Here is a 23,722-nt window from a genome sequence, read left to right on the forward strand (position 1 = left end):
TGATGGCAGACAGCCCTGTGACCGGATGCCTCGGTTGACGGGGCGGTAGGGCGATGCAGGTGGGGCGGTCGTGTAACGAAAGGAGGACCATCATGGATATCTATCTGCTACCCGGGTTGGCCCTGATCACACTGGTACTGGTGCTGATACTGGCCCTGCGCAGCAAGCGCAAAACGGAAGAGAGGCTGCAGTCTCGGGAGGCCCCCAAGAGCGCATTGGCGGAGGACGGCGACGCCCACAAGGAGGACGAGTAAACAAACAGAAATCCGGCCCCGTACAGGGGCCGGATCCGGAAACGACGGTCAAGCCTCAGTTCTTCTCGCGATCGACCATCTTGCCCGCGCTGATCCACGGCATCATGCCGCGCAGCTTCTCGCCGACTTCCTCGATCTGATGCGCGTCGTTCATCCGGCGCGTGCCCTTGAAGAACGGCTGCCCAACGGCGTTTTCGGTCATGAAATCACGCACGAACTTGCCGGACTGGATGTCGTGCAAGATCGCCTTCATCTCTTTCTTGGTCTGCTCATAGGGCAGCACGCGCGGCCCGCTGACATATTCGCCATACTCGGCCGTGTTCGAGATCGAGTAGTTCATGTTGGCAATGCCGCCCTCATAGATCAGGTCGACGATCAGCTTCACCTCATGCAGGCACTCGAAATATGCCATTTCCGGCGCATAGCCTGCCTCGACCAGCGTCTCGAAGCCCATGCGGATGAGTTCCACCAGACCACCGCAGAGCACCGCCTGCTCGCCGAAGAGGTCGGTTTCGCATTCCTCGCGGAAGTTGGTCTCGATGATCCCCGAGCGCCCGCCGCCGATGGCCGAACAGTAGGAAAGGCCGATTTCCAATGCCTTGCCAGACGCATCGTTGTTCACCGCCACAAGGCAGGGCACGCCGCCGCCCTTGACGTACTCGCCGCGCACCGTGTGACCGGGGCCCTTGGGCGCCATCATGATCACGTCAACGCCCTCTTTCGGCTCGATCAGGCCGAAATGGATGTTGAGGCCGTGGGCAAAGGCAATCGCCGCGCCGGGCTTGATGTTGTCATGCACATATTTGCGATAGGTCTCGCCCTGCAGCTCGTCGGGCATAGTGAACATCATCAGGTCGCACCAGGCCGCCGCCTCGGCGATGCCCATGACCTGCAGGCCCTCGCCTTCGGCCTTCTTCGCCGATGCCGAGCCTTCGCGCAGCGCCACGACAAGGTTTTTCGCGCCCGAATCCCGCAGGTTCAGAGCATGGGCATGGCCCTGGCTGCCATAGCCCAGAATGGCGACCTTCTTGTCCTTGATCAGGTTGATGTCACAGTCACGATCATAATAGACGCGCATAGCGTTCTCCTCTTTGCTTGACTGGCGTCAGGATAGGCCAGTGCGGCAGATTAGGGGATCAAATGCGATTTATTTTCCTTCATTCTCGTGATAATCATTCATCATAATCTGAATTGGATAAAATTTCATGCTTGACGACACTGATCGGCGTATCCTGCGCCACTATCAGCACGCCCCCCATCTTGGCCCGGCGGAACTGGCAGACCTTGCGGGCGTGACTCCCGCAACCTGCGCGCGTCGGCTGGACCGGATGCAGGCTGCGGGCGTGATCCGCGCCAATCGTGCGGTGATCGACTGGCGCGCGCTCGGCTACGAGGTGGAGGTTTCCTTGCGCATCACCCTCGACAAGACGCAGGTCCGCGCCTTTGACGAGTTTCTGGAGGCTGCGAGGAACGTGCCGGAAGTCATTGAAATACAGACATTCCTTGGTCGCGTCGATCTGCGCCTCTCGGTCATCGCCCGCGACATGGCACATTATCAGGATCTCTACCGCCGCGCCATCCTGACCCTGCCGCATATCGCCGATATCGAGGCGCTGATGCATGTGGCACGGATCAAATCCGACGAGGTGTTGCCGGTATGATCGAGCTCGACACCACCGACCGGCTGATCCTGCGCGCGCTCACCGAAGACGCCACCCAATCGGCAAGCGCCATCGGCCGCCGCCTCGGCCTGTCGCAGCCCGCCGCCTGGCGGCGTATCCGCAAGCTGCACGACAGCGGCGTCATCAAGGCTCAACGGCTTGATCTCGATCACGAAAAGCTGGGCTTTGGCGTGACCGTCTTTCTCGGCGTCAAGCTTGCCACCAAGGGCCGAGTCAGCCTTGACGATTTCGAACGCGCGGTCTCGGCCATCCCCGAGGTGCAGACGGTCGAGCATATCCTCGGGCTTTACGATTATCGCCTGCGCGTCGTGGCGCGCGATATTTCCGATTTCGAGCGGGTGCTGCGCCGCCGGATCATGACCCTGCCGGGTGTTGGCAATGTCGAGGCGAATGTGCTCTTGTCCGAGGAGCGCCGCCCCGGCCCGATCGGCTAGGTGCAAGGCTGGACATCCCCGGGCCTGCGCTGCATCCTGCGCGCAACCCAACAGGAGACGCCCCATGACTGCCCTTCTCGACACGGTCGATCCAGACGGCCTCTTGGAATATTCGGTCGTGTTCACCGACCGCTCGCTCAACCATATGAGCCAGTCTTTCCAAACGGTTATGCGCGACATTTCATCCATGCTGAAAGAGGTCTATGCCGCCGATGCGGTGGCGCTCGTGCCCGGTGGCGGCTCTTACGCGATGGAATCCGTGGCGCGGCAATTCGGGCGCGGCGCGCATGCCCTGATCGTGCGCAACGGTTGGTTCTCCTTCCGCTGGAGCCAGATTTTTGACGCAGGGCAATTCAGCTCTGACACCACCGTCTGCATGGCGCGCCAGACCGGCAATGGTGCTGCCACGCCCTTTGCTCCGGCCCCCATCGAGGAGGTCACCGCCAAGATCCGCGAGACGAAACCGGACGTGGTCTTTGCCCCGCATGTGGAAACCTCCGCCGGGCTGATCCTGCCCGACGACTACGTGACCGCGCTGGCCGAGGCCGCGCATGAGGTGGGCGCGCTGATGGTGCTCGACTGTATCGCAAGCGGCTGCGCCTGGGTGGACATGAAGGCGACCGGTGTCGATGTGCTGATCTCGGCCCCGCAAAAGGGCTGGTCGGCATCGCCCTCGGCCGGTCTGGTGATGCTCTCGGCGCGTGCCTTGGCGCGGCTGGAAGAAACCACCTCGGACAGCTTCGCGCTCGATCTCAAGAAATGGCGCGCGATCATGCAGACCTATGAGGACGGTGGCCACGCCTATCACGCCACCATGCCCACCGATGCGCTACGCGCTTTCCGCGACACGATGATCGAGACGCGCGATTACGGTTTCGAGAAGCTACGCGACGCGCAGTGGGAACTGGGCGACGGCGTGCGCAAGATGCTGACCGCGCGCGGCGTGACCTCGGTCGCCGCCGACGGCTTTGGCGCGCCCGGTGTGGTCGTCAGCTATACCGACGACCCCGACATCCAGAACGGCAAGAAATTCGCCGCCGAAGGCATGCAGATCGCTGCCGGTGTACCCTTGCAGGTCGGCGAGCCCGAGGGCTTCCGCACCTTCCGGCTGGGCCTCTTCGGACTGGACAAGCTGTACGATGTGCCCGCCGCGTTGAACCGGTTGGAGACGGTGCTCGACCGGGTGCTCTAGGGCTCAGCCCCGCGCGCCGAGCCCCATCTGCATCAGCGTCTTGCGCACAGGGGCCAATGAATAGATCGCATCAAGCGCCTGCGCACGCGCGTCGCGCAGGGGCTGCGCGCGCATCATCGAGGCGCGGTTGAGCAGGTCGATGCCAGAGACCCGTGCGCGCACCTCGAGATGCCGACGCCGATGATAGGTCTCGAGCATCGCGCGGTCGCCCAACCGCTCCGGTGCCGCCTCTGCCAGCTCCAGCAGCACGCGCATATCACCAAGCGACATGTTCAGCCCCTGCGCCCCGATGGGCGGCACCACATGCGCGGCCTCGGCGACCAGCGCCACGCGCTCGGCAGACATGCGCTCTGCGACCTGGCTGATGATCGGCCAGACCGTGCGGCGCGAGGCCAGCGTCAGCGGCCCGAAGAGGTGACAGGAGCGAATGTTCATCTCCGCCTCGAATTCCTCCACCGGCAGGGCGGCAAGCCGCGCCACCTCCGGCCCCTCCTCCATCCACACGATGGCCGAGGACGGCACGCCGCCGTAATCTGGCAAAGGGATGAGCGTGAACGGCCCGCCCGAGCGGTGGATTTCGGTCGAGACATTCTCATGCGGGATCGGGTGGGTCACCGCAAAGGCCAGCGCCTTCTGCCCGTAGCGCGTGGTCTTGACCTCGACCCCCGCCGCCTCGCGGATGGGCGAATTGCGCCCGTCGGCGGCGATCACCAGCCGACACCGCACCCGGCTACCATCGCTCAGGCCGACGCGCGCCTCGCTTTCCCGCGTGAAGAGCGTGGTCGTGCCGGTGCCCGGGCGGAAGGTGACCGAGGGCAGGCTTTCCAGATTCGCCACCATCTCGCGCCGCAACAGCCAGTTGGGCAGGTTCCAGCCGAACGGCCTGTCGGAAATGTCCGAGGCGTCGAATTCGCGCGTGACGCGCGGCTCCGGCACCTCGCCGCCCGCATCGACGATGCGCATCACCTGCAGGTCAGCGGCATGGGGCGCGAGCCGCGCCCAGAGCCCGGCCCGGTCCAAGAGCGCCTGTGCCGGTTGCAGAAATGCCGTGGTGCGCAGGTCCGACCCTTCGGCATCGCGCACGATGATCGGCGGCGCGGGATCGACGCAGAGCACGGAAAACCCCGCGCTGCCAAAGACGCAAGCCGCGGCAAGACCTGCCACGCCCCCGCCCGAGAAAACGATGTCATACTCCGCCTGCGGCATCTCGGCCTCCCTCGGCGCGCGACCGGCCTCAGCCGCGCGAAATGATCAGCAGCACCACCCACATCACCGGGACCAGCGCCAGCGCGGGGATATAAAGCCCCGGAATGCCCCAGAGCGCAATACTTGTGGCCCAGCCGGCGATGAAAACCGCGAGGCTCAGCAGGATCGGGCCGACGGCAGCCGCGTCCGCGTCGTCATGGCCGTGATGCGCCTCGTGCGCGGTGGTGGTATCGGTCAGGGTCATATGAGCAGCCTCGTCTGTAAAAAGTTAGTGCATTTCTACCCTAATTATGGCCGCGGCCCCGCACCGCAAAGGGGCGTTTCGCCGCAGCGCCGCATCACTCAGACAAGCCGCGCGAGAAACCCGCCGAGATCATCTGTGTGGTGATGGATATGCGCGGCCTCGATGCGCTCGGCGGCCACATGCACCGTGCGCATCCCCATGGCATGCGGGGCCGAGAGATTGCGCGGATCATCCTCGAACATCGCCGCCCGTGCCGCCGCACTGCCGTCGCGACTCAGCACGGTCTCGAACGCCTGCGCCTCGGGCTTGGGGCGATATTCCGCATGTTCGACGCCATAGACCGCATCGAACGCGCCCGACAGCCCGCGCCGCGCGATCACCCGCTCGGCATAGGGCGCGGAGCCGTTGGTATAGACAATCCGCCGCCCCGGCAGCGCGCGAATGGCCGCGCCCAGATCGGCATCCGGCTCCAGATGATCGAGCGAGATGTCGTGCACCGCATGCAGATAGGGGCCGGGATCGAGATCATGCAGCCGCATCAACCCGGCCAGCGTGGTGCCGTGATCGCGCCAATAGGCATGGCGCAGCCGGTCTGCCTCAGCGTGGCTCACGCGTAGCGTCTCCATCACGAACTGCGTCATCCGCGCCTCGATCTGATCAAACAGCCTGGCGGAGGGCGGGTAGAGCGTATTATCGAGGTCGAAAACCCATGTCTCGACATGGGTGAAATCCTGTTTCGGCATGGCGCGATCATAGGCGGGCGCGACACCACGCGCAATCGGCCAAGGCTTGATCCCGCGCACAATCCGCGTAAGGTCTTGCCTCAACGCAGGAAACGAAACGGAACCGCCCATGAAACCGCCCAGCACCGATGCCTATTCCCTGATCCTCGAGGCAATCGACATCGGCGTGTTCAAGCCAGGAGACCGACTGGTCGAAAGCGATCTGGCCGAGCGCTTCGGCGTATCACGCACCCCGATCCGCGAGGCGCTGCAACGTCTCGAGACACAATCCATGCTGACACGCGACGGGCGCAGCCTGATCGTCGCCTCGCTCGATTACAATCAGTTGGCAGAGCTTTACGTGGTGCGCGCCGAACTCGAAGGGCTGGCCGCGGCGCTCGCCGCACGCCACGCCACGCCCGAGGAGGTGCGCGTGCTGCGCGACATGGTCGAGGATGATCGCGCACTTCTGGGCAAACCCTCTGATATGGCGCGGGCCAACCGTCGCTTTCACAAGCAGATACACCTGTCCTCGCACAACCGCTTTCTGGTGCAGCAGCTCGATCTCGTGCATCGTTCCATGGCGCTTCTGGCGACCACGTCGCTCGCCGCCGTGGGTCGTGACGAGGATGCGCTCCGGGAACATGACGCCATTGTCACCGCGATCGAGGCGCATGACGGCGAGGCGGCGGCACAGGCGCTGCGCGATCACATCTCAAAGGCCTTCGTGACCCGGCTCAAGCTTGATTCCGGCGAGGTCCAGTCGGCCGTCTGAGCCACGCAGCCCGCGTGCCGCCACCGACAGACCATGCGTCGTCTTGTCCCAAAAGAACGGCTTGCACACCAATTCATAGAGCGCCTTGTAGGCCGCGACCGCGCCAAGCGGGGCATAGAAATGCATCGTCGGCACCCAGGCAATCAGATGCCGATGCTTTGGCCGTGCGACAGACACCGCGTGAATACAGGCATTCAACACCTCAACTGTCAGGAAAAGACTGCCAAGGGCGGTGAGCACCAAACGCGGCAGGACTGGGTCAAGCGGGTGCGGCAGACCGAACAGCACCAGCCAGAACGACCACAGCACCGGCGCAAGCAGGACCTGCGACACGGCGCTCACGAAATGCGCCTGAAAGCCCCAGAACTTCCACGGCCCCAGTTGCGCATGCAGTCGCCGAGGCGCGCGCATATGCACCAGGTAGGTTGTCATGTAGCCCTTGAGCCAGCGCGAGCGGTGCTTGATCCAGGGCCAGGCGCGGCAATTGGCCTCTTCCTCGGTCACTGTCTCGATCATCTCGGTGCGGTAGCCGTGGCGCGCCAGCCGAAAGCCCAGATCAGCATCCTCGGTCACGTTATGCGCGTCCCACCCGCCCAGCTCCTCCAGCACATCGCGCCGGAAGTAGAGCGAGGTGCCGCCGAGCGGGATCGCGAATCCGAGCCGCGCCATGCCCGGCAGCATGGTCCGGAACCAGGTCGCGTATTCGATTGTGAAACAGCGCGCGAGCCAGTTTTGCGTCGGGTTGTAGTAGTCGAGAATACCCTGCAGACAGGCCACCTCGCGCGGGACTTGCTGAAAACGGCGGGCGACCTGGGTGATCTGATCGGGGTCAGGCGCGTCCTCTGCGTCGAAAATCCCGATAATATCCCCCTGGCAGAAATCGAGCGCGTAATTCATTGCGCGCGGCTTGGTGCGCGGCTGCCCGTCCGGCACGACCACGGGCCGCACCCAGGGCGGCAGGTCGATGCCCGCAAGCGTCTGCTGGGTCAGTTGATCCTCTTCCTCCAGCACAAGAATCACGTCGAGCAGGCATTTGGGATAGGTGAGCCGGCTTAGACGCGCGATCAGCGCATGGGCGATCTCAGTCTCACGAAAGAGCGGCACGAGGATCGACACGCGCGGCAGGGCCAGATTCGGGCGCGGTACGGGCGCCAATCGCGCGCCCGTCAGATGCGCCGTGAACGCGGCCGTCTTGAGCCCCGCCGCGACCACCAAAGTCAGCACCGCCCAGCCTGCCAACAGCCCGAACAATGTGACCGGAAAGGTCAGGCAAAGCACCACGAGACACAAAAGCGCGGCGAGGGTCAGGTGCAGGCGTCGCGCAGCCGTGCCGCCCCATGTGCGGCAGCTTTCACTTTCGGGCACGCGCGCGGTGGCCAATGCGCGCAAATCCTCGCTATACTCCCGCGCGAGCCGCGCCTGCACATCCGCACGCGGGGCCAAGAGCGCACGCGCATGCGCCAGTTCCGACGGCAGAGCATGGCGCAGGGCGACAAGGCTGTCTCCGCCATCCGCCACAATGCGCGGCGCGCCCTGCCCATCCCGGATCGTCAATGCCCCATGCTTCAAGAGCACGCGAGGATCGAGACCGCTGTCAATGGCAGGGGCCGTGTCGAGAGCCTCGGGTGTGATCCGTCGGGTGGCAAGATGGCGGGCATGCGCGGCCAGCAGATCATCGTCGCTGACCAGCCCCTCGGCGCGCAGGATACGGTCGAGCGAGGTGTCGCAATGCCGCCGCATCAACTCTGCAAGCGCCATATCCGACGTGCTGACCGTGCCTGCCCGGACCAGTTCGCGCCCCAGTGCGCCTGTCCGGTGTGGCGACGCGGTTCCGGCACCGATACCCGGCCCCAGCTGGCGCAACTCAGAAATCCCCATGCGGCAACCTTCCCTCTCTGCCTTGAGGAAACGCTAGCGCGCGGATGGTTAACGATCTTTTAACGAGTGGTTAACACGAGGCGATATACGCAGGATTTATCGCACCATTGAGGCCGCGAACCGCTCGAACAGATAAAAACTGTCCTGCGGCCCGGGGCTTGCCTCGGGGTGATGCTGCACCGAAAACACCGGGCGATCTTTGATCCGGATGCCGCAATTGGAGCCATCGAACAACGAAACATGGGTCTCGGCCACGCCCTCGGGCAGGCTCTGGCCATCGACCGCAAAGCCGTGGTTCATCGAGGTGATCTCGACCTTGCCGGTCTCCAGATCCTTGACCGGATGGTTGGCGCCGTGATGGCCGTGGTTCATTTTCACGGTCTTGCCGCCCAATGCCAACGCCAGCATCTGATGCCCCAGACAGATGCCGAAGAGCGGCAGGCCACGATCCAGCACACCACGGATCATCGGCACCGCGTATTCCCCGGTCGCCGCCGGATCGCCCGGGCCGTTCGACAGGAACACACCGTCGGGCGAATGCGCCAGCACATCCTCGGCGGTGGCCGTCGCGGGCAGCACCGTCACCTCGCAGCCCGCACTTGCCAGGCAGCGCAGGATATTGCGCTTGGCCCCGTAATCGACCGCCACGACCTTGTGCCGCGCATCCGTCTGCCGGGTATAGCCGTCGGGCCAGGCCCACCGCATCTCGTCCCAGCGATAGGATTGCGTGCAGGTCACGTCGCGCGCCAGATCCATGCCCTCCAGCCCGGCAAAGCCGCGCGCCTTGGCAACGAGCGCCTCGGCGTTGAAATTCCCCTCCGGATCATGCGCCAGAGCGACATGCGGCGCACCCTGCTGCCGGATCGCACGGGTCAGTCGGCGGGTATCGACCCCACCTATGGCAATCCGCCCGCGCCGCGCGAGCCAGGTGGCCAGATGCTCCTGCGCGCGCCAGTTCGACGGATCGGTCGGGTCCCATTTGACGACCATGCCCGCGGCCACCGGATCGACGGTCTCGTCATCCTCCGTGTTCACGCCGGTATTGCCGATATGCGGAAAGGTGAAGGTCACGATCTGCCCGGCATAGCTCGGGTCGGTCATGATCTCCTGATAGCCGGTCATCGCGGTGTTGAAGCACAGTTCCGCCACCGTCTCGCCCACCGCGCCAAAACCCTGACCGTAGAACAGCGAGCCATCTGCAAGCGCCAGGCAGGCAGTCGGGCGGGGGCGTGTCGCATGGGCCATCGGGGCAGATCTCCGGTCTGAGCAAATTGGCGCATACCTACGGCTGTGCCCGGGTAGCGTCAAGGGCCGGATCACCCATCCGCGCAGTCCTCTGACGGTTGCCATGGCCGTGGCTTTTCAGTAGCCTTGGCTTCTTGTGTAGAGACCATGGGGATGGAACGAATGGAATTGCGCGACCGGGTCAATCAGGCCCTGAAACAGGCGATGCGGGACAAGGATGCCAGCCGTCTGGCCACCCTGCGCCTGATCAACGCCGCGATCAAGGATCAGGAAATCGCCGGGCGCAGCGCCGATGGCGCGACCACGGTGGGCGATCCCGAGATCATGGCCATCCTCGGCAAGATGACCAAGCAGCGCAACGAGAGCGTGCGCGCCTATGAGGAAGGTGGGCGTCTCGACCTGGCCGAGCGTGAGCGCGCGGAGATCGAGGTGATCGAGGAATTCCTGCCACGGCAGCTCAACGAGGACGAGGTCACCGCCGCCATCGACAAGGCGATCACCGATGTCGGCGCGAACTCGATTCGCGACATGGGCAAGATCATGGGCAAGCTGAAAGAGCGCCATGCCGGGCAGATGGATTTCGGCGCGGTCGGCCCGCAGGTCAAGGCCCGGCTGGCCTGAAGGCGCCTTAGCCGATCCGCTCACCAAGCGCAGCGAGGGCCTCGGACAGAATGACCTCGGGATCATGTCGGCTGACCGGCACCCCCTGCGCCTCCAGCGCTGCGGCATGGCCCGAACCGCACCCGCCGCCGTCGATCAGGGCCACGCTCTGGCCCAGCCAATAGGGCCGCGCCGCAGCCAGTTCCGCACCGATCAGAAAGCCCGAAATCGCATCTGCCCGGCCCGTCACCTCGGCGCTGCGCAGATGCGTGGCGAGGCGTTCAGGGCGGCTCAGGCTGTCGCCAAGCGCACCCGTGTCGGCAGGCAGCGTGCCGCCCAAGGCCGCGATCAGGCGCGGGGTCAGGAAACTCTGGCAACTGACCGCCTCGCGCGCGCTCAGGTGCACCCAATGGCTGAGTTGCTCCGTGAGCACGAGCGCCACACCGTCCCAGTCGGGCCGCGCCTCGGCAAAACCCAGGAGCAGCAGGCGCACCCAGCCATCCAGCACATCGGCAGGGCTGTCCTGCGTGAGACCGGGCAAGCCACGGGCTGGATTGCCGGGCAGGACAGCGGCCGGCAGGCTATCGGGCGCGCCCTCGCCGATGTGAAAAACCCGGTCAGGCCTGGCGCTCAACGCGGCAAGTGCCGCCTCACGGTCCGGACCATCGGCGCTGTCGACCACCCTGCCACCGCGCAGCAAAAAGGCTCGCGCGCGGTGTCCGTCATGGCCGACAATCGCCCAATCGGTCATGCCCGGCGGTCAAGCTGCGCCACGAGGCCCGACATGTCATAGCCCGCATGGGAGGTGGCGCGCAACACCTCGTCGGCCCCCAGATCGTCGTATTTCACAAGGCTCCAGATCATGGTGCAGCGGGTGCCGGTGCGGCAATAGGCCAGCACCGGGCGGGGCATCTCGGCCAGAGCAGCCTGAAACTCCTCCACCACGCCTTGCGTCAATTGACCCGAGGAAAACGGCACACAGCGCACCTCGAGCCCCGACGCACGGGCCGCATCGGCCACTGCATCATAGGGCGTCTGGCCGAATTCCTCGCCATCGGGCCGGTTGCACAGGATCGTGCGAAACCCGGCCTCGGCGATAGCTGGCACATCCTCGGGCGTGATCTGGGGCGAGACGGAGAAATCTTCGGTGATCTTGCGCAGGTCCATGTGGCCCTCCCTGAAAGCGTTGCCAACATATGCGCGAGAATCGCCCGCAAGATCAATGCCGCGCGCGTCTTGCCGCGCCTGCGCCTGCGCGCTATGCATCCCGAAACGCCAGACAAGGGAGCGGTCAGCGATGAGCGAATTGCCGGGTATCGTGATCACCGGGGCCTCGGGGCGGATGGGGCAGATGCTGATCCGCACAGTCAGCGACAGCCCGCGCGCGCGTCTGATCGGGGCCGTCGAGCGGCCCGGTCATGGCTGGATAGGGCAGGATGTGGGCGCGGCCATGGGCGGCGCCGAGCTAGGTGTCACGGTCAGCGACGACCCGTTGGAACTGGTGGCGGGTGCGCATGCGGTGATCGACTTTACCGCACCCGACGCGACGGTCGAGATGGCGACCCTGACCGCGCAGGCCCGGGTGGTGCATGTCATCGGCACCACAGGGTTCGACGACAGCCACCTGAAAAAGCTCGAGGCCGCCGCGCGTCATGCGGTGATCGTGCGGGCGGGCAACATGTCGCTCGGCGTAAATCTGCTGACGCAACTGACGAAAAAGGTGGCACAGGCGCTGGATGAGGATTTCGACATCGAGATCGTCGAGGCGCATCACAATCAGAAGGTCGATGCGCCCTCGGGCACCGCTCTCATGCTGGGCGAGGCGGCGGCCGACGGGCGCGGCGTGCTGCTCGATCATGTCACCGACCGCGCCCGCGACGGCATCACCGGCAAGCGCGAGCGCGGCCATATCGGGTTTTCCGCCATTCGTGGCGGCGATATCGTGGGCGAGCATGACGTGATCTTTGCCGCCGCCGGAGAGCGCATCGTGCTGCGCCATATCGCCACCGACCGCGCGGTCTTCGCACGCGGCGCGCTCAAGGCTGCGCTCTGGGGCCAGGGGCGCAAGCCGGGGCAATACGACATGATCGACGTGCTCGGCCTGAACGACAACTGATCCAGATCCGGTTCTCAAACGTAATTCGCTACAAATTACCTAGTGTGAGGGTTTGTGATATGCGTGCCGTACTAATTTCCATTTTGTGTCTAGGCCTTGCCGGCCCGACGGTCGCAGAGGGCTTTAACAACATCACAGACCGCGCGCGGTTTGTATCGCTGATCAAGGATCGCGACCTGACGCGCTTTGGCATTTCGCTCAACGTCACTCCCGAGGGCGAGATCAAGGGGCGCGCCTTTGGCCGCGACGTGACCGGGGCATGGAAATGGAACGGCGATTATTTCTGCCGCGATCTCTACTGGGGCAGCACCAATCTCGGCCCAAACTGCCAAGCCGTGCGCCTGCAAGGCAACAAGCTGCGTTTCATCTCCGATCAAGGCAGCGGCCGATACGCCGATCTCTATCTGGAGTGACGCGGTCTCAGACCAGACCGCGCCCCTGAGAACATGTGCCGAGCTGTGCGCGGTAACGCGTCGCGCGCTCACCAACCTCGCCCGAGACCCGCAACAGCCACGGCTTGCCATTATAGCTACCGCGCGAAAAGCCGGTGCGCCCTTCGTGATAAGCTAGATACTGATTGCGCGCATCCAGCGGCGAAATCCCCAGACTTTCTGTGGATTTTGCCATGTACCAGCCGATGAAATCCGCCGCGTCATGAATATCGCTGCGCCGTGCGGCAAAGCGGTTGGTCTCGCGCTTATACTCGTCCCAAGTGCCGTCGAGTGCCTGACTATAGCCATAGGCCGAACTGACCCGCCCGGTCGGGATCACGCCGAGCGACCAGCGAAACGGCGTGCGCGCGTCGCTGATGAATTTGCTTTCCTGGTAGATCGTTGCCATCTGCACATGCGCGGGCACGCCCCATCGACGCGCCGACGCGTTGAACGCGCGCACGTATTCGGGCCGCTCCGCGAGGATCGCACAGGCGTTATCGAGATTGCGCGGGGCCGTACCGTAACCCGTTCCACCGCCACAGGAGGACAGCAGCAAGAATACGACCAAAGCGCGAAGACTTCTGCTCATTTGCCTCTCGCTTTCTTCTTTTTTGCCAAGTTTAGCGGAAACGCGGGCCGGGGGGAATCACGAATTCACGCATCGCGCCGCGGCGGTCTGTCCCGGTGCGGTTCACAGACTGTTTCCCCCATGTTTCAGCCGATGATTGGACAAACCGGCCTTGCACCGTCTAGTATGTGTGATAGGGGCACACTCGTTATGATTAAAACACGCGCGAAATATCACTTGGGCCAGGTGGTCCGTCACAAGAAACACCCGTTTCGCGGTGTGATCTTTGACGTTGACCCCCAGTTCTCGAATACCGAGGAGTGGTATGCCTCGATACCCGAGGACAGCCGCCCCTCGAAGGAACAGCCGTTCTATCACCTGCTGGCCGAGAACGAGCAAAGCTATTACGTCGCCTATGTGAGCGAACAAAACCTCGTGGCCGACTATTCGGGCGAGCCTGTGGATCACCCGGACATCCCCGATCTGTTCGGACCGTTCGAGGACGGGCATTACCCGCTGCATTTCCAGTTGAACTAAAGCCGGGGTGGTGGGTTTGCGCCCACCAGACACCGACCCTGCACCCTCAATACCCCAGAGCGCAGCCATCCTTGCGCGGGTCGCTGCCACCCTCCAGCACGCCATTGTCGTGAATATAGATCGCCTGCGCGCCACCGATCGCCTCGGGCGGATCATAAACCTTGTGGCCCAGATCGGTCAGCGCCTGCGCCACCTCCGGCGCGAAACCGCGCTCGACCTTCAGCCCGGTGTGATCAGCAAAGGCGCGCGGTGCGTCGATGGCCGTCTGCACATCCATCCCGAAATCGCGCAGGTTCGACACCATGCGCGCATGTCCCGTCGACTGATAAGAGCCGCCCATCACGCCGAAGGGCATGGTCACGCGTCCACCTTCGGTCAACATCCCCGGAATGATCGTGTGCATCGGGCGCTTGCCAGCTCCCAATTCATTGGGGTGGCCCTCCTCCAGCGTAAAACCCGCACCCCGGTTTTGCAGCAGGACGCCAAATTTTTCCGATGCGATGCCCGAGCCGAAGCCGTGGAAGATCGAGTAGATCAGTGAAACGGCCATGCGGTCCTTGTCCACCACGGTGATGTAGACGGTATCGCGATGCACCTGCTCGCTCAGCGGGGCCGCGGCCTCCATCGCGCGCTTTGGGTCGATCAGCGCGGCCAGCTGCTTTGCGGTCTCCGCTGACAGCATGTGATCCAGCCGCGCGGTATGGTCCGGATCAGCGATAAACCGGTTGCGCGCGTCATAGGCCAGCTTGGTCGCCTCGGCCTCGATATGCAAGCGCTCGGCGCCCATCGGGTCCATCCCAGCGATGTCGAAATGCTTGAGGATATTGAGCAGCAGGATCGCCGTGGCCCCCTGCCCGTTGGGCGGATGTTCGACCAGATTGGCACCCTTGTAATCGCCGCTCACCGGCGTGGTATAGTCGCAACGCTGCGCGGCGAAATCCTGCGCCTGATGCACACCGCCAAGCGCGTTGAGCGCAGCCAGAATATCCTCGGCCACCTCGCCGTCGTAGAACGCGGCGCGGCCATCGCGGGCCACGCGGCGCAGCACCTCGGCCTGACCGGGCGCGCGGAACATGTCGCCCACCCGTGGCGCGCTGCCCGTCGGCATGAAATGCGCGCGCCCATGCGCCTGAAGCGCCTGACCTGCCGTCGGCCAGTCGAACGCCACGCGCGGGGCCACCGGCACGCCCTCTTCGGCATAGCGGATCGCAGGGTCAAGCAGCGCATCCAGCCCCAGCGTGCCGTGATCGGCGCTCAACTGGCAAAAGGCATCGATGGCCCCGGGAACGGTGACAGCATGCGTGCTGCGGAGCGGGATGACATTATGGCCTTCGGCGCGCAGGGCCGCAGCCGAGGCACCGGCAGGCGCGCGGCCCGAGCCGTTGAGCGCATTCACAGCCTGGTCACCGGGGGTGTTGAACAACACAAAACAATCGCCGCCGATGCCGGTCATCTGCGGCTCGCAAATGCCCAGCAGAACCGCACCGGCAATCGCGGCGTCCATGGCGTTGCCACCACGTTCGAGGATGTCGATGGCGGTCTTGGCCGCGAGCGGATGAGACGTGGCGCACATCCCGTTCGTGGCATAGGTGGCCGAGCGGCCCGGCAGGTGAAAGTCGCGCATGTCGTTGCCTCATCTTTTGAATGGGGCAGACATTAGGACCTATCGCGCGCTTTGCCAATCGTCCGAACTGAAGAAGGGGGAAAGACCTCGACGCCGCGCACTGGGTGGGGGCAATTACGCACGACGTCGAGGGAAGCCATATGCAGCTACAAGGCTTGTTATGGCGGGGCCGTGCGGCACCAGTTTGCCCGGATTGAGGTGATAATGCGGCATGCGCCCCTATAGATTGAATCAGGCCGGGTTAAGGTTGAATTCCAGCGTCAGACGGTTCTCGCCGTTGCGGCGCTCATAGCTCAGACGGCTGGTCAGGGTGCGAATCAGTGACCAGCCAAATCCCCCTTCCGGCAGGCTTTCGCGCGGGCCGTCGATAGGCGGCAGGCCGCTATCGGGCGGAACAAGGCCCGGCAACGCCGCCCCCTGATCGCGCAACTCACAGCGCAGGCAGGCGTCAGTCAGCGCAAGATCGAGCGCGATATCGCCCGGCATATCCGCCGGGTAGGCATGTTCCACGACATTGTTCAGCGCCTCGGCAAGGGCGATCTCGACCGTGCCGCAGTTTTCCTCCGACAGGTTCGCGGCCCGCAGCCACGTCCGAAGGCCGACCAGCAGATCGCGCACGGCGCTCTGGGTGGCGATACACTCGACGCGGATGGTCTCTGCCATGATCTGGGTACGTCTCCGGGTCCTGTAGTGGTCGATATGGCCACGCGTCATCACCCGGTCGCGCGGGGGATCAGCCGGTCGAGATCGGGATGAATGGTAAAGATGGTGTCCATCCGGGTCAGCCGGAACACCTTGGCCACGTCCGGGGTCAGCCCTGCAAGGTCTAGCCTGCGCCCCGCCTCAAGATGCTTCATCGCCGCGACAATCGCCCCGAGCCCGCTCGAGTCCACAAAGGTGACATGCGACAGGTCAAGCACGACACGCGCAGGCCCATCCGCCACGGCAGCCCGCATCGCGTCCTTGAAAGCGATGGCGGCGGCGGCATCTATACGCCCGGCGTTGACCGTGATGATCGTCATGTCAGGATAAGGGGTGGTCGCGAGATCCATACTGCCTCCGGGATGATACGTAGTAATACAGGGCACGCTAGACCTGATTCGTTACCATCCGGTATTCAGGCACAGGAATTCAGTGGGAGGATGCGAAATGAAAGAGGTTGTGATCGCCGGGGCGGCGCGCACCCCGATGGGCGGATTTCAGGGCGATTTCGATGGCGTCGCGGCCCCGGTTCTGGGCGGTGCTGCGATTGCGGCGGCGCTCAATGATGCGCGCGCGGCAACGGTCGACGAGGTGCTGATGGGCTGCGTGTTGCCCGCAGGACAGGGCCAGGCCCCGGCACGACAGGCCGGGTTTCTGGGCGGCCTCGGCGAAGAGGTGCCCGCCACCACGCTCAACAAGATGTGCGGGTCGGGCATGAAGGCCGCGATGATGGGCTTTGACCAGATCGCGCTTGGCCATGCCGAGACGATGATCACAGGCGGCATGGAATCGATGTCCTGCGCGCCTTACTTGCTGCCCGCGATGCGCGGCGGCGCACGGCTGGGGCATGGCCGCACGGTCGATCACATGTTCCTCGACGGGCTCGAGGATGCCTATGACAAGGGCCGCCTGATGGGCACCTTCGCCGAAGATTGCGCCGAGAAGTATCAGTTCACCCGCGAGGCGCAGGACGACTACGCCATCGGCTCGCTGCAGGGCGCGCTCGACGCGCAGACATCCGGGGCGTTCGAGGGCGAGATCGCGCCGGTCACGCTGAAAACCCGCAAGGGCGAGGTGGTGATCTCCGCCGATGAGCAGCCCGCCAAGGCACGGCCCGAAAAGATCCCGCAGCTCAAGCCCGCCTTTCGCGAGGGCGGTACCGTGACGGCGGCCAATTCAAGCTCGATCAGCGACGGGGCGGCCGCATTGGTGCTGGCCTCGCGCGAGGCGGCGCAGGCGCAAGGGCTCAACATCCGCGCCCGCATTCTGGGTCATGCCAGCCACGCGCAAGCGCCCGGCTGGTTCACCACCGCGCCCGTGCCTGCTGCGCAAAAGCTGCTCAAGCGGCTGGGCTGGGGGATCGAGGATGTCGATCTGTGGGAGGTCAACGAGGCCTTCGCCGTGGTGCCCATGGCCTTCATGCACGAGATGGGTCTGCCGCGCGAGCGCGTGAACGTGAACGGCGGGGCCTGCGCGCTCGGGCATCCGATCGGGGCGTCCGGCGCGCGGATCATGGTGACGCTGCTCAATGCGCTGGAAAGGCGCGATCTCACGCGCGGCATCGCCGCCATCTGCATCGGCGGCGGCGAGGGCACGGCCATCGCCATCGAGCGGGTCTGAGAGCGTCTAGCCGTCCAGATCGCGCCGCATCGTGGCCATGCCGCCACGGCGCGAGAGTTCCTCGTACCCCGCCTTGCGGTAGAGGTTGAGGGCAGGCTCGTTGTCGAGTTCGACCTTGAGCGTGATCGAGAGCGCGCCGAGATCGCGGGCGGCAGTCTCGGCCAGCCGCGCCAGTTCCTCGCCTGTGCCGCCGCGCATGCGTTCCTCGACGAAGACATAGGTGAGGTGGCGCACCTCCGGCCCGATGCCGACGCGCAGCGCGAAAAAGCCCACCTCGCGGCCCTCGTGGTCGAGCAGGTAGAAGGTCTCGTCGTCACGCTCGCCCACCCATTTCATCGCCCATTCACCGGGGTCGAAGGGCTGCGCGGCATGCGGATTGACGAGCGCCAGATCGTCAGGGTCAGCCAGCAGGCGGGCCAGTGGGGACAGATCGCGCGTGTGATTGCGGTGCAGGGTGAGCCGGGACATTGGGTCTCTCCTTGGAGCGGGATTCGGTGTCGGGACAGGGGACTGCCACGAGAGGCGAGAGAGATGCAAGCGGGGCGCACCCTTGCGAAGCTTTGGAGGTCATGGCCTTGAGCAGCCGTTGACGCATCCCGCGCGAAACGCACCGAAGGTGCCGCGCGATCGCCGGGCCGTCCCGCGGCCTGGCGATTTGAGGGCTTGCGCAACGTGTTGGGGCTGTACGGATTTTGCCGGGATAAAGTGCCCGCCACGACCGTTGCATCGCCAGTCCCCGGCCCTGCGATCGCGCGGCACCTTCTGACGGGGTACTAAGTCCGCTCCAGGCCAACACTTCCAATCCTCTCCTGGCACGCGACGCCCTCCACTCCCACCGCAACCCACCGGGACGCACCGGGCACACCGCAAGGGGTCTGGCCTCCGCCTGCGCACCGTGGCATATCGCGGCCATGACGATTGATTACGACAGCATCACCAGGACCATCGCCGCCCTGACCGAGGGCGAGACCGACACCGTCGCGCTGATGGCGACCGTGGTCTGCGAATTGCACCACGCCGATGACCGCTTCGACTGGACCGGATTCTACCGCGTCACCGCGCCCGGGATGCTTAAGATCGGGCCCTATCAGGGCGGCCATGGCTGCCTGACGATCCCGTTCGCGCGCGGCGTTTGCGGGGCAGCGGCGCGCACCGGCGAGGTGCAGATCGTCGATGACGTCGACGCCTTTCCCGGCCATATCGCCTGCGCCTCCTCGACCCGGTCAGAGATCGTGCTGCCGGTGCGCGACGGCGCGGGCGCGCTGATCGCGGTGCTCGATATCGACAGTGATCAGCCCGGCGCCTTCACGCAACAGGATGCGGACCATTTGGCCCGCATCCTGTCACAGGTCTTTTGCAGCGTGTGAGAGGCCCCTGACCGGCCCCGCCGGATCGCCTCAGCCGTTGGCGGCGACGTTCCGGTTGGCAGGCTTCGGCGCGGATTTGCGCGTGCCTTTCTTGCGCCCGGCATTCGCGTCGATGAAATCGAGCACCAGCGGGCGGATGTTGTTGCGCCAGGACCGACCGGCAAAAATACCGTAATGGCCCGCCTCAGGCTCCAGGTAGCTGGCCTTCATGCTGTCGGGCAGCCCGGTGCAGAGATCCAGCGCGGCGACGCATTGCCCGGGCGCGGAAATATCATCCTTGCCGCCTTCGACGGTCTTGACCGCGACATCGGTGATCTTGCCCAGATCGACCGGATGACCATCGACGACAAAGCGGTTCTGCGCGATCTCAAGCCCCTTGAAGATCCGCTCCACGGTCGAGAGATAGAACTCGGCCGGCATGTCCATGACCGCGAGATATTCGTCGTAGAACCGGTTATGCGCGTCATGATCGCTGGCATCGCCCTGGCTTACGCGAAGGATCTGGTCGGTAAAGGCCTTGGCGTGCCGTTCTGCGTTCATCGACATGAAAGAGGCCAGTTGCAGCAGGCCGGGATAGACCTGACGGCCCACCCCCTTGTACTTGAAGCCGACGCGCTGGATCATCGTCTCTTCCAGCTGGCCCATGGTCACACGGCGCCCGAAATCGGTCACATCGGTGGGCGTCGCATCAGGGTCGATGGGGCCGCCGATCAGCGTCAGCGTGCGCGGCTGCGCCTCGGGGTCGAGTTCGGCGAGATAGGCGGTCGCGGCCAGCGTCAGCGGCGCGGGCTGACAGACGGCGATGACGTTGATATCGGGGCCCAGTTCCTTCATGAAATCGACAAGATAGAGGGTGTAATCCTCGATATCGAACTTGCCCTCAGACACGGGAATGTCGCGCGCATTATGCCAATCGGTGACGTAGACCTCGCAATTGACCATCAGCGACTTCACGGTCGAGCGCAGCAGCGTCGCATAATGGCCCGACATCGGTGCCACGAGCAGCACCTTGCGCGCCTGTTCCTCGCGCCCCGACACGTTGAAATGGATCAGATCACCAAACGGCCGCGAGACCACGGTTTCGATCGTCACAAGGTGATCGCGCCCGTCCTCGTGGGTAAAGGTTCGAATACCCCAGTCGGGCTTGGCAGTCATCCGTTGAAAGCTGCGTTCCGTCACCTCGCCCCAGGCCGCCATCCATTGCAACGCAGGGTTTGGCACCATGCTGAACATCGGATAGGATGCCATGGAGAGGGCGGAGGCTCCCAGCCATTGGTTGGCATTGCGGAGGGATTCCATCAGATCGTAGGTGGCCATGTAGCGCATATTCGTCTCCTGTTTCGGGTGGGCACCCGGTTCCATTCGCCGCACTGCCCCTCCGGCCTTGGCGACGATATGCTGCATAGCAGAAAATGTTAAGGGGAAATGATTGAAATGACAACGCATGACGATGTCGCAGGCGAGAACGTTGAAAAGCTGAATGAAAATCTCGCCAAGGTCGAGCAGTTGTCACAGCGACTCGTACAGGCACTCGCGGCGCGCAAGCCCGCCAATCCGACATTGAACGCCCCCTCGCAAGAGCTGTTTTCCAAGGCGGCCTCGTCCTATTGGACCGAAATGTTCGAAAACCCCGGCAAGATCTACGAGCAGCAACTTGAGTACTGGGGGAAATCCGTGCGCCACTTCATGGAGGCGCAACAGATGCTGGTGCGCGGCGAGGTGGCCGAGACGGATGACGAGCCCGATCCGCTGGCGGGCGACAAGCGCTTCGCCAACCCGTTATGGACCTCGCACCCCTATTTCAAATACATCAAGCGTCAATACGCCCTGAACGCACAGGCGATCGAGCAAGCGCTGGAAGATATCGACGAGGACCTCCCCGCCAAGGACCGCCGCAGGCTGGACTACTTCGCGCATCAGATCATCGACATGATGTCACCCACCAATTTCCTCGGCACCAACCCCGATGCGCTGGAACGCGCGATCGAGACCGAGGGCGAAAGCCTCGTGAAGGGGATGGAGAACCTGATTGCCGATCTGGAGGCCAATAATGGCGAGCTGGTCGTGCGTCTGGCCGATGACAAGGCATTCGAGCTGGGCACCAACATCGCCACCACCCCCGGCGAGGTGGTCTACCGCAATCGCATGATGGAGCTTATTCAATACAGCCCCACCACCGAACAGGTACACGCCATCCCGCTGGTGATCTTTCCGCCCTGGATCAACAAGTTCGACATTCTCGACCTCAAGGCGCAGAACAGCATGATCAAATGGATCACCGATCAGGGCTATACCCTGTTCGTGGTCAGCTGGGTCAATGCCGATGCCAGCCATGCCGATGTCGGCATGGAGGACTATATCGACGAGGGCTTTCTGACCGCGATCCGCGAGGCCAAGGCGATCACCGGCCAAAAGCAGGTCAACGCCGTGGGCTATTGCATCGCGGGCACCACGCTGCACCTGACGCTGTCGCTGATGGCCAAACGCGGCGACAAGTCGGTCAAATCGGCCACCTTCTTTACCGCCCTTACCGATTTTGCCGAACAGGGCGAATTCACCCCCTTCCTGCAGGACGATTTCATCGACGGGATCGAGGAGGAAGTGGCCGCACAAGGCATGCTGCGCTCCTTCATCATGGGGCGCACCATGTCGTTCCTGCGCTCGCGCGATCTGATCTATCAGCCCGCCGTGCGCAGCTACATGATGGGCGAGGCACCACCCGCCTTCGACCTGCTCTACTGGAACGGCGACGGCGCCAACCTTCCCGGACGGATGACCGTGCAATACCTGCGCGGGCTGTGTCAGAGCAACGATTTCGTGACCGGCGGCTTTGATCTCTGCGGTGAGCGGTTGCATATCAGCGACGTCAAGATCCCGCTGATGTCGGTGACCTGCGAAAGCGACCATATCGCCGCCTGGAAGGACTGCTATCGCGGTTTTCAGCAGACCGGCTCCAAGGATCGGACCTTCATCGTGTCCGAATCCGGCCATATCGCCGGTATTGTCAATCCGCCCTCGAAAAAGAAATACGGCCATTACACCAATGACGATCTGAGCGGCACTGCGGATGAATGGATGGCGAACGCCACCTATAACGAAGGCTCGTGGTGGCCGCGTTGGGAGGCATGGCTCGCCAAGCGCTCCGGCAAGATGGTCGCGGCCCGTGAACCCGGCGATTCGGAGCATCCCGCCCTTGCCCCGGCCCCCGGCACCTATGTGCAAAAAAAGGCAACCACCTGATTTTCATGGGTTCCTGACCTTGGGTCACTCAAAAATGCTGCAATGCAGAAAAACATCTTGAAATGCTGCACTGCAGCACGTATATTCCTCTCAGTTGCAGAGAACAGCGGATCACCCCGCTAAACCCGAGAGGACTTTACCAATGGCCAAGACCCAAGATTTCACCGCGATGTTCAAAGACGTCATGGGCGCATTCCCCGTCGACACCAAGGCGATGGAAGACGCGTTCAAGAACCAGGCAACCCTCAACGAGAAGCTGTCCGGCGTCGCCCTGACCGCGGCCGAGCAGTCGGCTGAAATCTCGAACAAATGGGCCAAGGAAACTCTGGCCAAGATGTCCGAGATGGCGAAAGCCAAGGCAGAGCCCGCCGACTACGCCAAGTCGATGACCGATTTCGCATCGGCCAACGCCGAAGTGGCTGCCGAGAACATGGCCGCCTTCGCCGAAATCGCGAAGAAGGTTCAGATGGAAACCGTCGAACTGATGATGGCTGCAGGCAAGACCATGCAGGAAGACGCCACCAAGGTTGTCAAGAAAGCATCCGACGACGTGACCGCAGCGACGCAGAAAGCGACCGCCGCAGCCAAGTGATAGCAGCATACATGCCCCGTCCCCTCCCTAGGGGCATGGACTGCCAAGGGCGAGCCGAAAGGCTCGCCCTTTCTTTTTTCTGCACATGCGTCTACTCTGTGCTGCAGCCGCATTCCTCGGGAGGGACATCCTTTGGCCGACACCCAGAAACCGTTGCTTATCAAACGCTACGCCAGTCGCAGGCTCTATAACACCGAGACCTCCGATTACGTCACGCTGGAGGATATCGCCGAATTCATCCGCGACGGCCGCGAGGTTCAGATCATCGACCTGAAATCCGGCGATGACCTGACCCGGCAATACCTGCTCCAGATCATCGCCGAGCATGAAAGTCGCGGCGAAAGCGTATTGCCGATCAACGTGCTCAACGACCTCGTGCGCAGCTACACCACGCAGGCCACCAGCGTGGTGCCGGAATTCCTCGCCGCCAGTTTTGAGATGCTGCGCGACGGGCAATCCAAGATGCTGGAGAACATGACCAAGGCCAATCCGCTCGCCGCAATGCCCGGCATGGAGGCGATGCGCGCCCAGCAAGAGGCGTTCATGAAGGCGATGACCGGCGGAATGCCCCGCATGGGCAGCACGACGCCCCAGTCCGACGGCGATGCGCAGCAGGACGACGAAGACCTCGACGAAATCAAGAAACAGCTTGCGGAGTTGCAGAGCAAGCTGTCGAAGATGGGCAAGTAA

At 63.8% G+C, this 23,722-nt stretch carries 28 protein-coding genes; 14 read left to right on the forward strand and 14 right to left on the reverse strand.

Features of this window, described 5'->3' with window-relative positions:
* The first annotated feature begins 92 nt into the window (after nt 1-92).
* Nucleotides 93-254, forward strand: a complete 162-nt coding sequence (locus RID11_RS09445; RefSeq protein ID WP_350138119.1) for a hypothetical protein — start codon at nt 93-95, stop codon at nt 252-254.
* A gap of 55 nt (nt 255-309) precedes the next feature.
* On the opposite strand, the gene ilvC is transcribed toward RID11_RS09445, so the two are convergent.
* Entirely contained in the window at nt 310-1,332 is a 1,023-nt protein-coding gene (ilvC, locus tag RID11_RS09450; RefSeq protein WP_350138121.1) for a ketol-acid reductoisomerase, read from the reverse strand.
* 127 nt (nt 1,333-1,459) lie between these two features.
* On the opposite strand from ilvC, the gene RID11_RS09455 reads away from it, so the two are divergent.
* From RID11_RS09455 to RID11_RS09465, 3 genes are all read left to right on the forward strand, one after another.
* Complete coding sequence (locus RID11_RS09455; protein WP_350138124.1) at nt 1,460-1,915, forward strand: Lrp/AsnC family transcriptional regulator; 456 nt, start codon at nt 1,460-1,462, stop codon at nt 1,913-1,915.
* Nucleotides 1,912-2,370 (forward strand): Lrp/AsnC family transcriptional regulator, encoded by a 459-nt coding sequence (locus RID11_RS09460; protein ID WP_350138128.1) that lies wholly within the window; start codon nt 1,912-1,914, stop codon nt 2,368-2,370. The genes RID11_RS09455 and RID11_RS09460 overlap by 4 nt, the downstream gene beginning before the upstream one ends.
* 64 nt (nt 2,371-2,434) lie before the next feature.
* Nucleotides 2,435-3,562: an aminotransferase class V-fold PLP-dependent enzyme gene (locus tag RID11_RS09465; protein WP_350138131.1), complete on the forward strand. Its 1,128-nt coding sequence runs from the start codon at nt 2,435-2,437 to the stop codon at nt 3,560-3,562.
* Between the two features lie 3 nt (nt 3,563-3,565).
* Here the strand turns inward: RID11_RS09465 and RID11_RS09470 are convergent, their stop codons facing one another.
* The 3 genes from RID11_RS09470 to RID11_RS09480 all read right to left on the reverse strand — a co-directional run bounded on the left by RID11_RS09470 (nt 3,566) and on the right by RID11_RS09480 (nt 5,755).
* Entirely contained in the window at nt 3,566-4,768 is a 1,203-nt protein-coding gene (locus tag RID11_RS09470; protein ID WP_350138133.1) for a UbiH/UbiF family hydroxylase, read from the reverse strand.
* 28 nt (nt 4,769-4,796) lie between these two features.
* Complete coding sequence (locus RID11_RS09475) at nt 4,797-5,012, reverse strand: hypothetical protein (RefSeq protein ID WP_350138135.1); 216 nt, start codon at nt 5,010-5,012, stop codon at nt 4,797-4,799.
* 98 nt (nt 5,013-5,110) lie between these two features.
* On the reverse strand, nt 5,111-5,755 hold the full coding sequence (locus RID11_RS09480) for a pyrimidine 5'-nucleotidase (protein WP_350138137.1): 645 nt from the start codon (nt 5,753-5,755) through the stop codon (nt 5,111-5,113).
* 109 nt (nt 5,756-5,864) lie between these two features.
* On the opposite strand from RID11_RS09480, the gene RID11_RS09485 reads away from it, so the two are divergent.
* Nucleotides 5,865-6,509, forward strand: a complete 645-nt coding sequence (locus tag RID11_RS09485; RefSeq protein ID WP_350138139.1) for a GntR family transcriptional regulator — start codon at nt 5,865-5,867, stop codon at nt 6,507-6,509.
* Here the strand turns inward: RID11_RS09485 and RID11_RS09490 are convergent.
* Nucleotides 6,450-8,387, reverse strand: coding sequence for a glycosyltransferase (locus tag RID11_RS09490; RefSeq protein ID WP_350138142.1), 1,938 nt, complete (start codon nt 8,385-8,387; stop codon nt 6,450-6,452). The genes RID11_RS09485 and RID11_RS09490 overlap by 60 nt on opposite strands.
* Before the next feature lie 96 nt (nt 8,388-8,483).
* Nucleotides 8,484-9,632 (reverse strand): glutamine-hydrolyzing carbamoyl-phosphate synthase small subunit, encoded by a 1,149-nt coding sequence (gene carA / locus RID11_RS09495; RefSeq protein WP_350138145.1) that lies wholly within the window; start codon nt 9,630-9,632, stop codon nt 8,484-8,486.
* A 162-nt stretch (nt 9,633-9,794) separates the two neighbouring features.
* Here carA and RID11_RS09500 point away from each other — a divergent pair, with 162 nt between their 5' ends.
* Complete coding sequence (locus tag RID11_RS09500; RefSeq protein ID WP_350138337.1) at nt 9,795-10,253, forward strand: GatB/YqeY domain-containing protein; 459 nt, start codon at nt 9,795-9,797, stop codon at nt 10,251-10,253.
* Nucleotides 10,254-10,260: 7 nt separating this feature from the next.
* On the opposite strand, the gene RID11_RS09505 is transcribed toward RID11_RS09500, so the two are convergent.
* Complete coding sequence (locus RID11_RS09505; protein ID WP_350138147.1) at nt 10,261-10,983, reverse strand: 2-dehydro-3-deoxygalactonokinase; 723 nt, start codon at nt 10,981-10,983, stop codon at nt 10,261-10,263.
* Nucleotides 10,980-11,399 carry a protein tyrosine phosphatase family protein gene (locus RID11_RS09510; protein WP_350138149.1) on the reverse strand — a complete coding sequence of 140 codons (420 nt, stop codon included), beginning with the start codon at nt 11,397-11,399 and terminating at the stop codon, nt 10,980-10,982. The genes RID11_RS09505 and RID11_RS09510 overlap by 4 nt, the downstream gene beginning before the upstream one ends.
* 130 nt (nt 11,400-11,529) lie before the next feature.
* Between RID11_RS09510 and dapB the strand changes: the two genes are divergently transcribed.
* Together dapB and RID11_RS09520 are read left to right on the forward strand one after the other, a co-directional pair.
* Complete coding sequence (gene dapB, locus RID11_RS09515; RefSeq protein ID WP_350138152.1) at nt 11,530-12,348, forward strand: 4-hydroxy-tetrahydrodipicolinate reductase; 819 nt, start codon at nt 11,530-11,532, stop codon at nt 12,346-12,348.
* 59 nt (nt 12,349-12,407) lie between these two features.
* Entirely contained in the window at nt 12,408-12,761 is a 354-nt protein-coding gene (locus tag RID11_RS09520; protein WP_350138154.1) for a dihydrodipicolinate reductase, read from the forward strand.
* Nucleotides 12,762-12,768: 7 nt separating this feature from the next.
* Here RID11_RS09520 and RID11_RS09525 read toward each other — a convergent pair whose 3' ends face one another.
* Nucleotides 12,769-13,371, reverse strand: a complete 603-nt coding sequence (locus tag RID11_RS09525) for a transglycosylase SLT domain-containing protein (protein ID WP_350138157.1) — start codon at nt 13,369-13,371, stop codon at nt 12,769-12,771.
* A 189-nt stretch (nt 13,372-13,560) separates the two neighbouring features.
* Here RID11_RS09525 and hspQ point away from each other — a divergent pair, with 189 nt between their 5' ends.
* The gene (gene hspQ, locus RID11_RS09530) at nt 13,561-13,887 is read left to right on the forward strand and encodes a heat shock protein HspQ (RefSeq protein ID WP_050662899.1); all 327 of its coding nucleotides are present in this window, start codon (nt 13,561-13,563) and stop codon (nt 13,885-13,887) included.
* A 46-nt stretch (nt 13,888-13,933) separates the two neighbouring features.
* Here hspQ and ggt read toward each other — a convergent pair whose 3' ends face one another.
* From ggt to RID11_RS09545, 3 genes are all read right to left on the reverse strand, one after another.
* Complete coding sequence (ggt, locus tag RID11_RS09535; RefSeq protein ID WP_350138160.1) at nt 13,934-15,511, reverse strand: gamma-glutamyltransferase; 1,578 nt, start codon at nt 15,509-15,511, stop codon at nt 13,934-13,936.
* A 231-nt stretch (nt 15,512-15,742) separates the two neighbouring features.
* On the reverse strand, nt 15,743-16,174 hold the full coding sequence (locus RID11_RS09540; RefSeq protein ID WP_350138163.1) for an ATP-binding protein: 432 nt from the start codon (nt 16,172-16,174) through the stop codon (nt 15,743-15,745).
* Between the two features lie 50 nt (nt 16,175-16,224).
* On the reverse strand, nt 16,225-16,563 hold the full coding sequence (locus RID11_RS09545; protein ID WP_350138167.1) for an STAS domain-containing protein: 339 nt from the start codon (nt 16,561-16,563) through the stop codon (nt 16,225-16,227).
* A gap of 97 nt (nt 16,564-16,660) precedes the next feature.
* Between RID11_RS09545 and RID11_RS09550 the strand changes: the two genes are divergently transcribed.
* A complete protein-coding gene (locus RID11_RS09550; RefSeq protein WP_350138169.1) occupies nt 16,661-17,833 on the forward strand; it encodes a thiolase family protein in 1,173 nt (390 codons plus the stop codon).
* 6 nt (nt 17,834-17,839) lie between these two features.
* Here RID11_RS09550 and RID11_RS09555 read toward each other — a convergent pair whose 3' ends face one another.
* The gene (locus RID11_RS09555) at nt 17,840-18,301 is read right to left on the reverse strand and encodes a GNAT family N-acetyltransferase (protein WP_350138172.1); all 462 of its coding nucleotides are present in this window, start codon (nt 18,299-18,301) and stop codon (nt 17,840-17,842) included.
* Between the two features lie 443 nt (nt 18,302-18,744).
* On the opposite strand from RID11_RS09555, the gene msrC reads away from it, so the two are divergent.
* Nucleotides 18,745-19,200 (forward strand): free L-methionine (R)-S-oxide reductase MsrC, encoded by a 456-nt coding sequence (gene msrC / locus RID11_RS09560; RefSeq protein WP_350138175.1) that lies wholly within the window; start codon nt 18,745-18,747, stop codon nt 19,198-19,200.
* A 30-nt stretch (nt 19,201-19,230) separates the two neighbouring features.
* On the opposite strand, the gene phaZ is transcribed toward msrC, so the two are convergent.
* Nucleotides 19,231-20,526 (reverse strand): polyhydroxyalkanoate depolymerase, encoded by a 1,296-nt coding sequence (gene phaZ, locus RID11_RS09565; RefSeq protein WP_350138340.1) that lies wholly within the window; start codon nt 20,524-20,526, stop codon nt 19,231-19,233.
* 108 nt (nt 20,527-20,634) lie between these two features.
* Here phaZ and RID11_RS09570 point away from each other — a divergent pair, with 108 nt between their 5' ends.
* The 3 genes from RID11_RS09570 (at nt 20,635) to phaR (ending at nt 23,722) form a co-directional block, all read left to right on the forward strand.
* On the forward strand, nt 20,635-22,440 hold the full coding sequence (locus tag RID11_RS09570; protein WP_350138178.1) for a PHA/PHB synthase family protein: 1,806 nt from the start codon (nt 20,635-20,637) through the stop codon (nt 22,438-22,440).
* 142 nt (nt 22,441-22,582) lie between these two features.
* Nucleotides 22,583-23,032 (forward strand): phasin, PhaP, encoded by a 450-nt coding sequence (locus RID11_RS09575; protein WP_350138181.1) that lies wholly within the window; start codon nt 22,583-22,585, stop codon nt 23,030-23,032.
* Between the two features lie 132 nt (nt 23,033-23,164).
* Nucleotides 23,165-23,722 (forward strand): polyhydroxyalkanoate synthesis repressor PhaR, encoded by a 558-nt coding sequence (phaR, locus tag RID11_RS09580; protein WP_350138185.1) that lies wholly within the window; start codon nt 23,165-23,167, stop codon nt 23,720-23,722.

This window comes from Roseovarius sp., assembly GCF_040219995.1.
Classification (GTDB): Bacteria; Pseudomonadota; Alphaproteobacteria; order Rhodobacterales; family Rhodobacteraceae; genus Roseovarius.

What these genes read in the sequence shown, in the direction of transcription:
- RID11_RS09460 (WP_350138128.1), top strand. Translation starts at nt 1,912, where the DNA reads ATGATCGAGCTCGACACCACCGACCGGCTGATCCTGCGCGCGCTCACC.
- hspQ (WP_050662899.1), top strand. Translation starts at nt 13,561, where the DNA reads ATGATTAAAACACGCGCGAAATATCACTTGGGCCAGGTGGTCCGTCAC.
- RID11_RS09550 (WP_350138169.1), top strand. Translation starts at nt 16,661, where the DNA reads ATGAAAGAGGTTGTGATCGCCGGGGCGGCGCGCACCCCGATGGGCGGA.
- RID11_RS09510 (WP_350138149.1), bottom strand. Translation starts at nt 11,399, where the DNA reads ATGGACCTGCGCAAGATCACCGAAGATTTCTCCGTCTCGCCCCAGATC.
- ggt (WP_350138160.1), bottom strand. Translation starts at nt 15,511, where the DNA reads ATGCGCGACTTTCACCTGCCGGGCCGCTCGGCCACCTATGCCACGAAC.
- RID11_RS09525 (WP_350138157.1), bottom strand. Translation starts at nt 13,371, where the DNA reads ATGAGCAGAAGTCTTCGCGCTTTGGTCGTATTCTTGCTGCTGTCCTCC.
- msrC (WP_350138175.1), top strand. Translation starts at nt 18,745, where the DNA reads ATGACGATTGATTACGACAGCATCACCAGGACCATCGCCGCCCTGACC.
- RID11_RS09485 (WP_350138139.1), top strand. Translation starts at nt 5,865, where the DNA reads ATGAAACCGCCCAGCACCGATGCCTATTCCCTGATCCTCGAGGCAATC.
- phaZ (WP_350138340.1), bottom strand. Translation starts at nt 20,526, where the DNA reads ATGCGCTACATGGCCACCTACGATCTGATGGAATCCCTCCGCAATGCC.
- carA (WP_350138145.1), bottom strand. Translation starts at nt 9,632, where the DNA reads ATGGCCCATGCGACACGCCCCCGCCCGACTGCCTGCCTGGCGCTTGCA.
- RID11_RS09445 (WP_350138119.1), top strand. Translation starts at nt 93, where the DNA reads ATGGATATCTATCTGCTACCCGGGTTGGCCCTGATCACACTGGTACTG.
- RID11_RS09475 (WP_350138135.1), bottom strand. Translation starts at nt 5,012, where the DNA reads ATGACCCTGACCGATACCACCACCGCGCACGAGGCGCATCACGGCCAT.
- RID11_RS09575 (WP_350138181.1), top strand. Translation starts at nt 22,583, where the DNA reads ATGGCCAAGACCCAAGATTTCACCGCGATGTTCAAAGACGTCATGGGC.
- RID11_RS09480 (WP_350138137.1), bottom strand. Translation starts at nt 5,755, where the DNA reads ATGCCGAAACAGGATTTCACCCATGTCGAGACATGGGTTTTCGACCTC.
- ilvC (WP_350138121.1), bottom strand. Translation starts at nt 1,332, where the DNA reads ATGCGCGTCTATTATGATCGTGACTGTGACATCAACCTGATCAAGGAC.
- RID11_RS09465 (WP_350138131.1), top strand. Translation starts at nt 2,435, where the DNA reads ATGACTGCCCTTCTCGACACGGTCGATCCAGACGGCCTCTTGGAATAT.
- RID11_RS09500 (WP_350138337.1), top strand. Translation starts at nt 9,795, where the DNA reads ATGGAATTGCGCGACCGGGTCAATCAGGCCCTGAAACAGGCGATGCGG.
- dapB (WP_350138152.1), top strand. Translation starts at nt 11,530, where the DNA reads ATGAGCGAATTGCCGGGTATCGTGATCACCGGGGCCTCGGGGCGGATG.
- RID11_RS09555 (WP_350138172.1), bottom strand. Translation starts at nt 18,301, where the DNA reads ATGTCCCGGCTCACCCTGCACCGCAATCACACGCGCGATCTGTCCCCA.
- RID11_RS09455 (WP_350138124.1), top strand. Translation starts at nt 1,460, where the DNA reads ATGCTTGACGACACTGATCGGCGTATCCTGCGCCACTATCAGCACGCC.
- RID11_RS09520 (WP_350138154.1), top strand. Translation starts at nt 12,408, where the DNA reads ATGCGTGCCGTACTAATTTCCATTTTGTGTCTAGGCCTTGCCGGCCCG.
- RID11_RS09490 (WP_350138142.1), bottom strand. Translation starts at nt 8,387, where the DNA reads ATGGGGATTTCTGAGTTGCGCCAGCTGGGGCCGGGTATCGGTGCCGGA.
- RID11_RS09470 (WP_350138133.1), bottom strand. Translation starts at nt 4,768, where the DNA reads ATGCCGCAGGCGGAGTATGACATCGTTTTCTCGGGCGGGGGCGTGGCA.
- RID11_RS09545 (WP_350138167.1), bottom strand. Translation starts at nt 16,563, where the DNA reads ATGGATCTCGCGACCACCCCTTATCCTGACATGACGATCATCACGGTC.
- RID11_RS09540 (WP_350138163.1), bottom strand. Translation starts at nt 16,174, where the DNA reads ATGGCAGAGACCATCCGCGTCGAGTGTATCGCCACCCAGAGCGCCGTG.
- RID11_RS09570 (WP_350138178.1), top strand. Translation starts at nt 20,635, where the DNA reads ATGACAACGCATGACGATGTCGCAGGCGAGAACGTTGAAAAGCTGAAT.
- RID11_RS09505 (WP_350138147.1), bottom strand. Translation starts at nt 10,983, where the DNA reads ATGACCGATTGGGCGATTGTCGGCCATGACGGACACCGCGCGCGAGCC.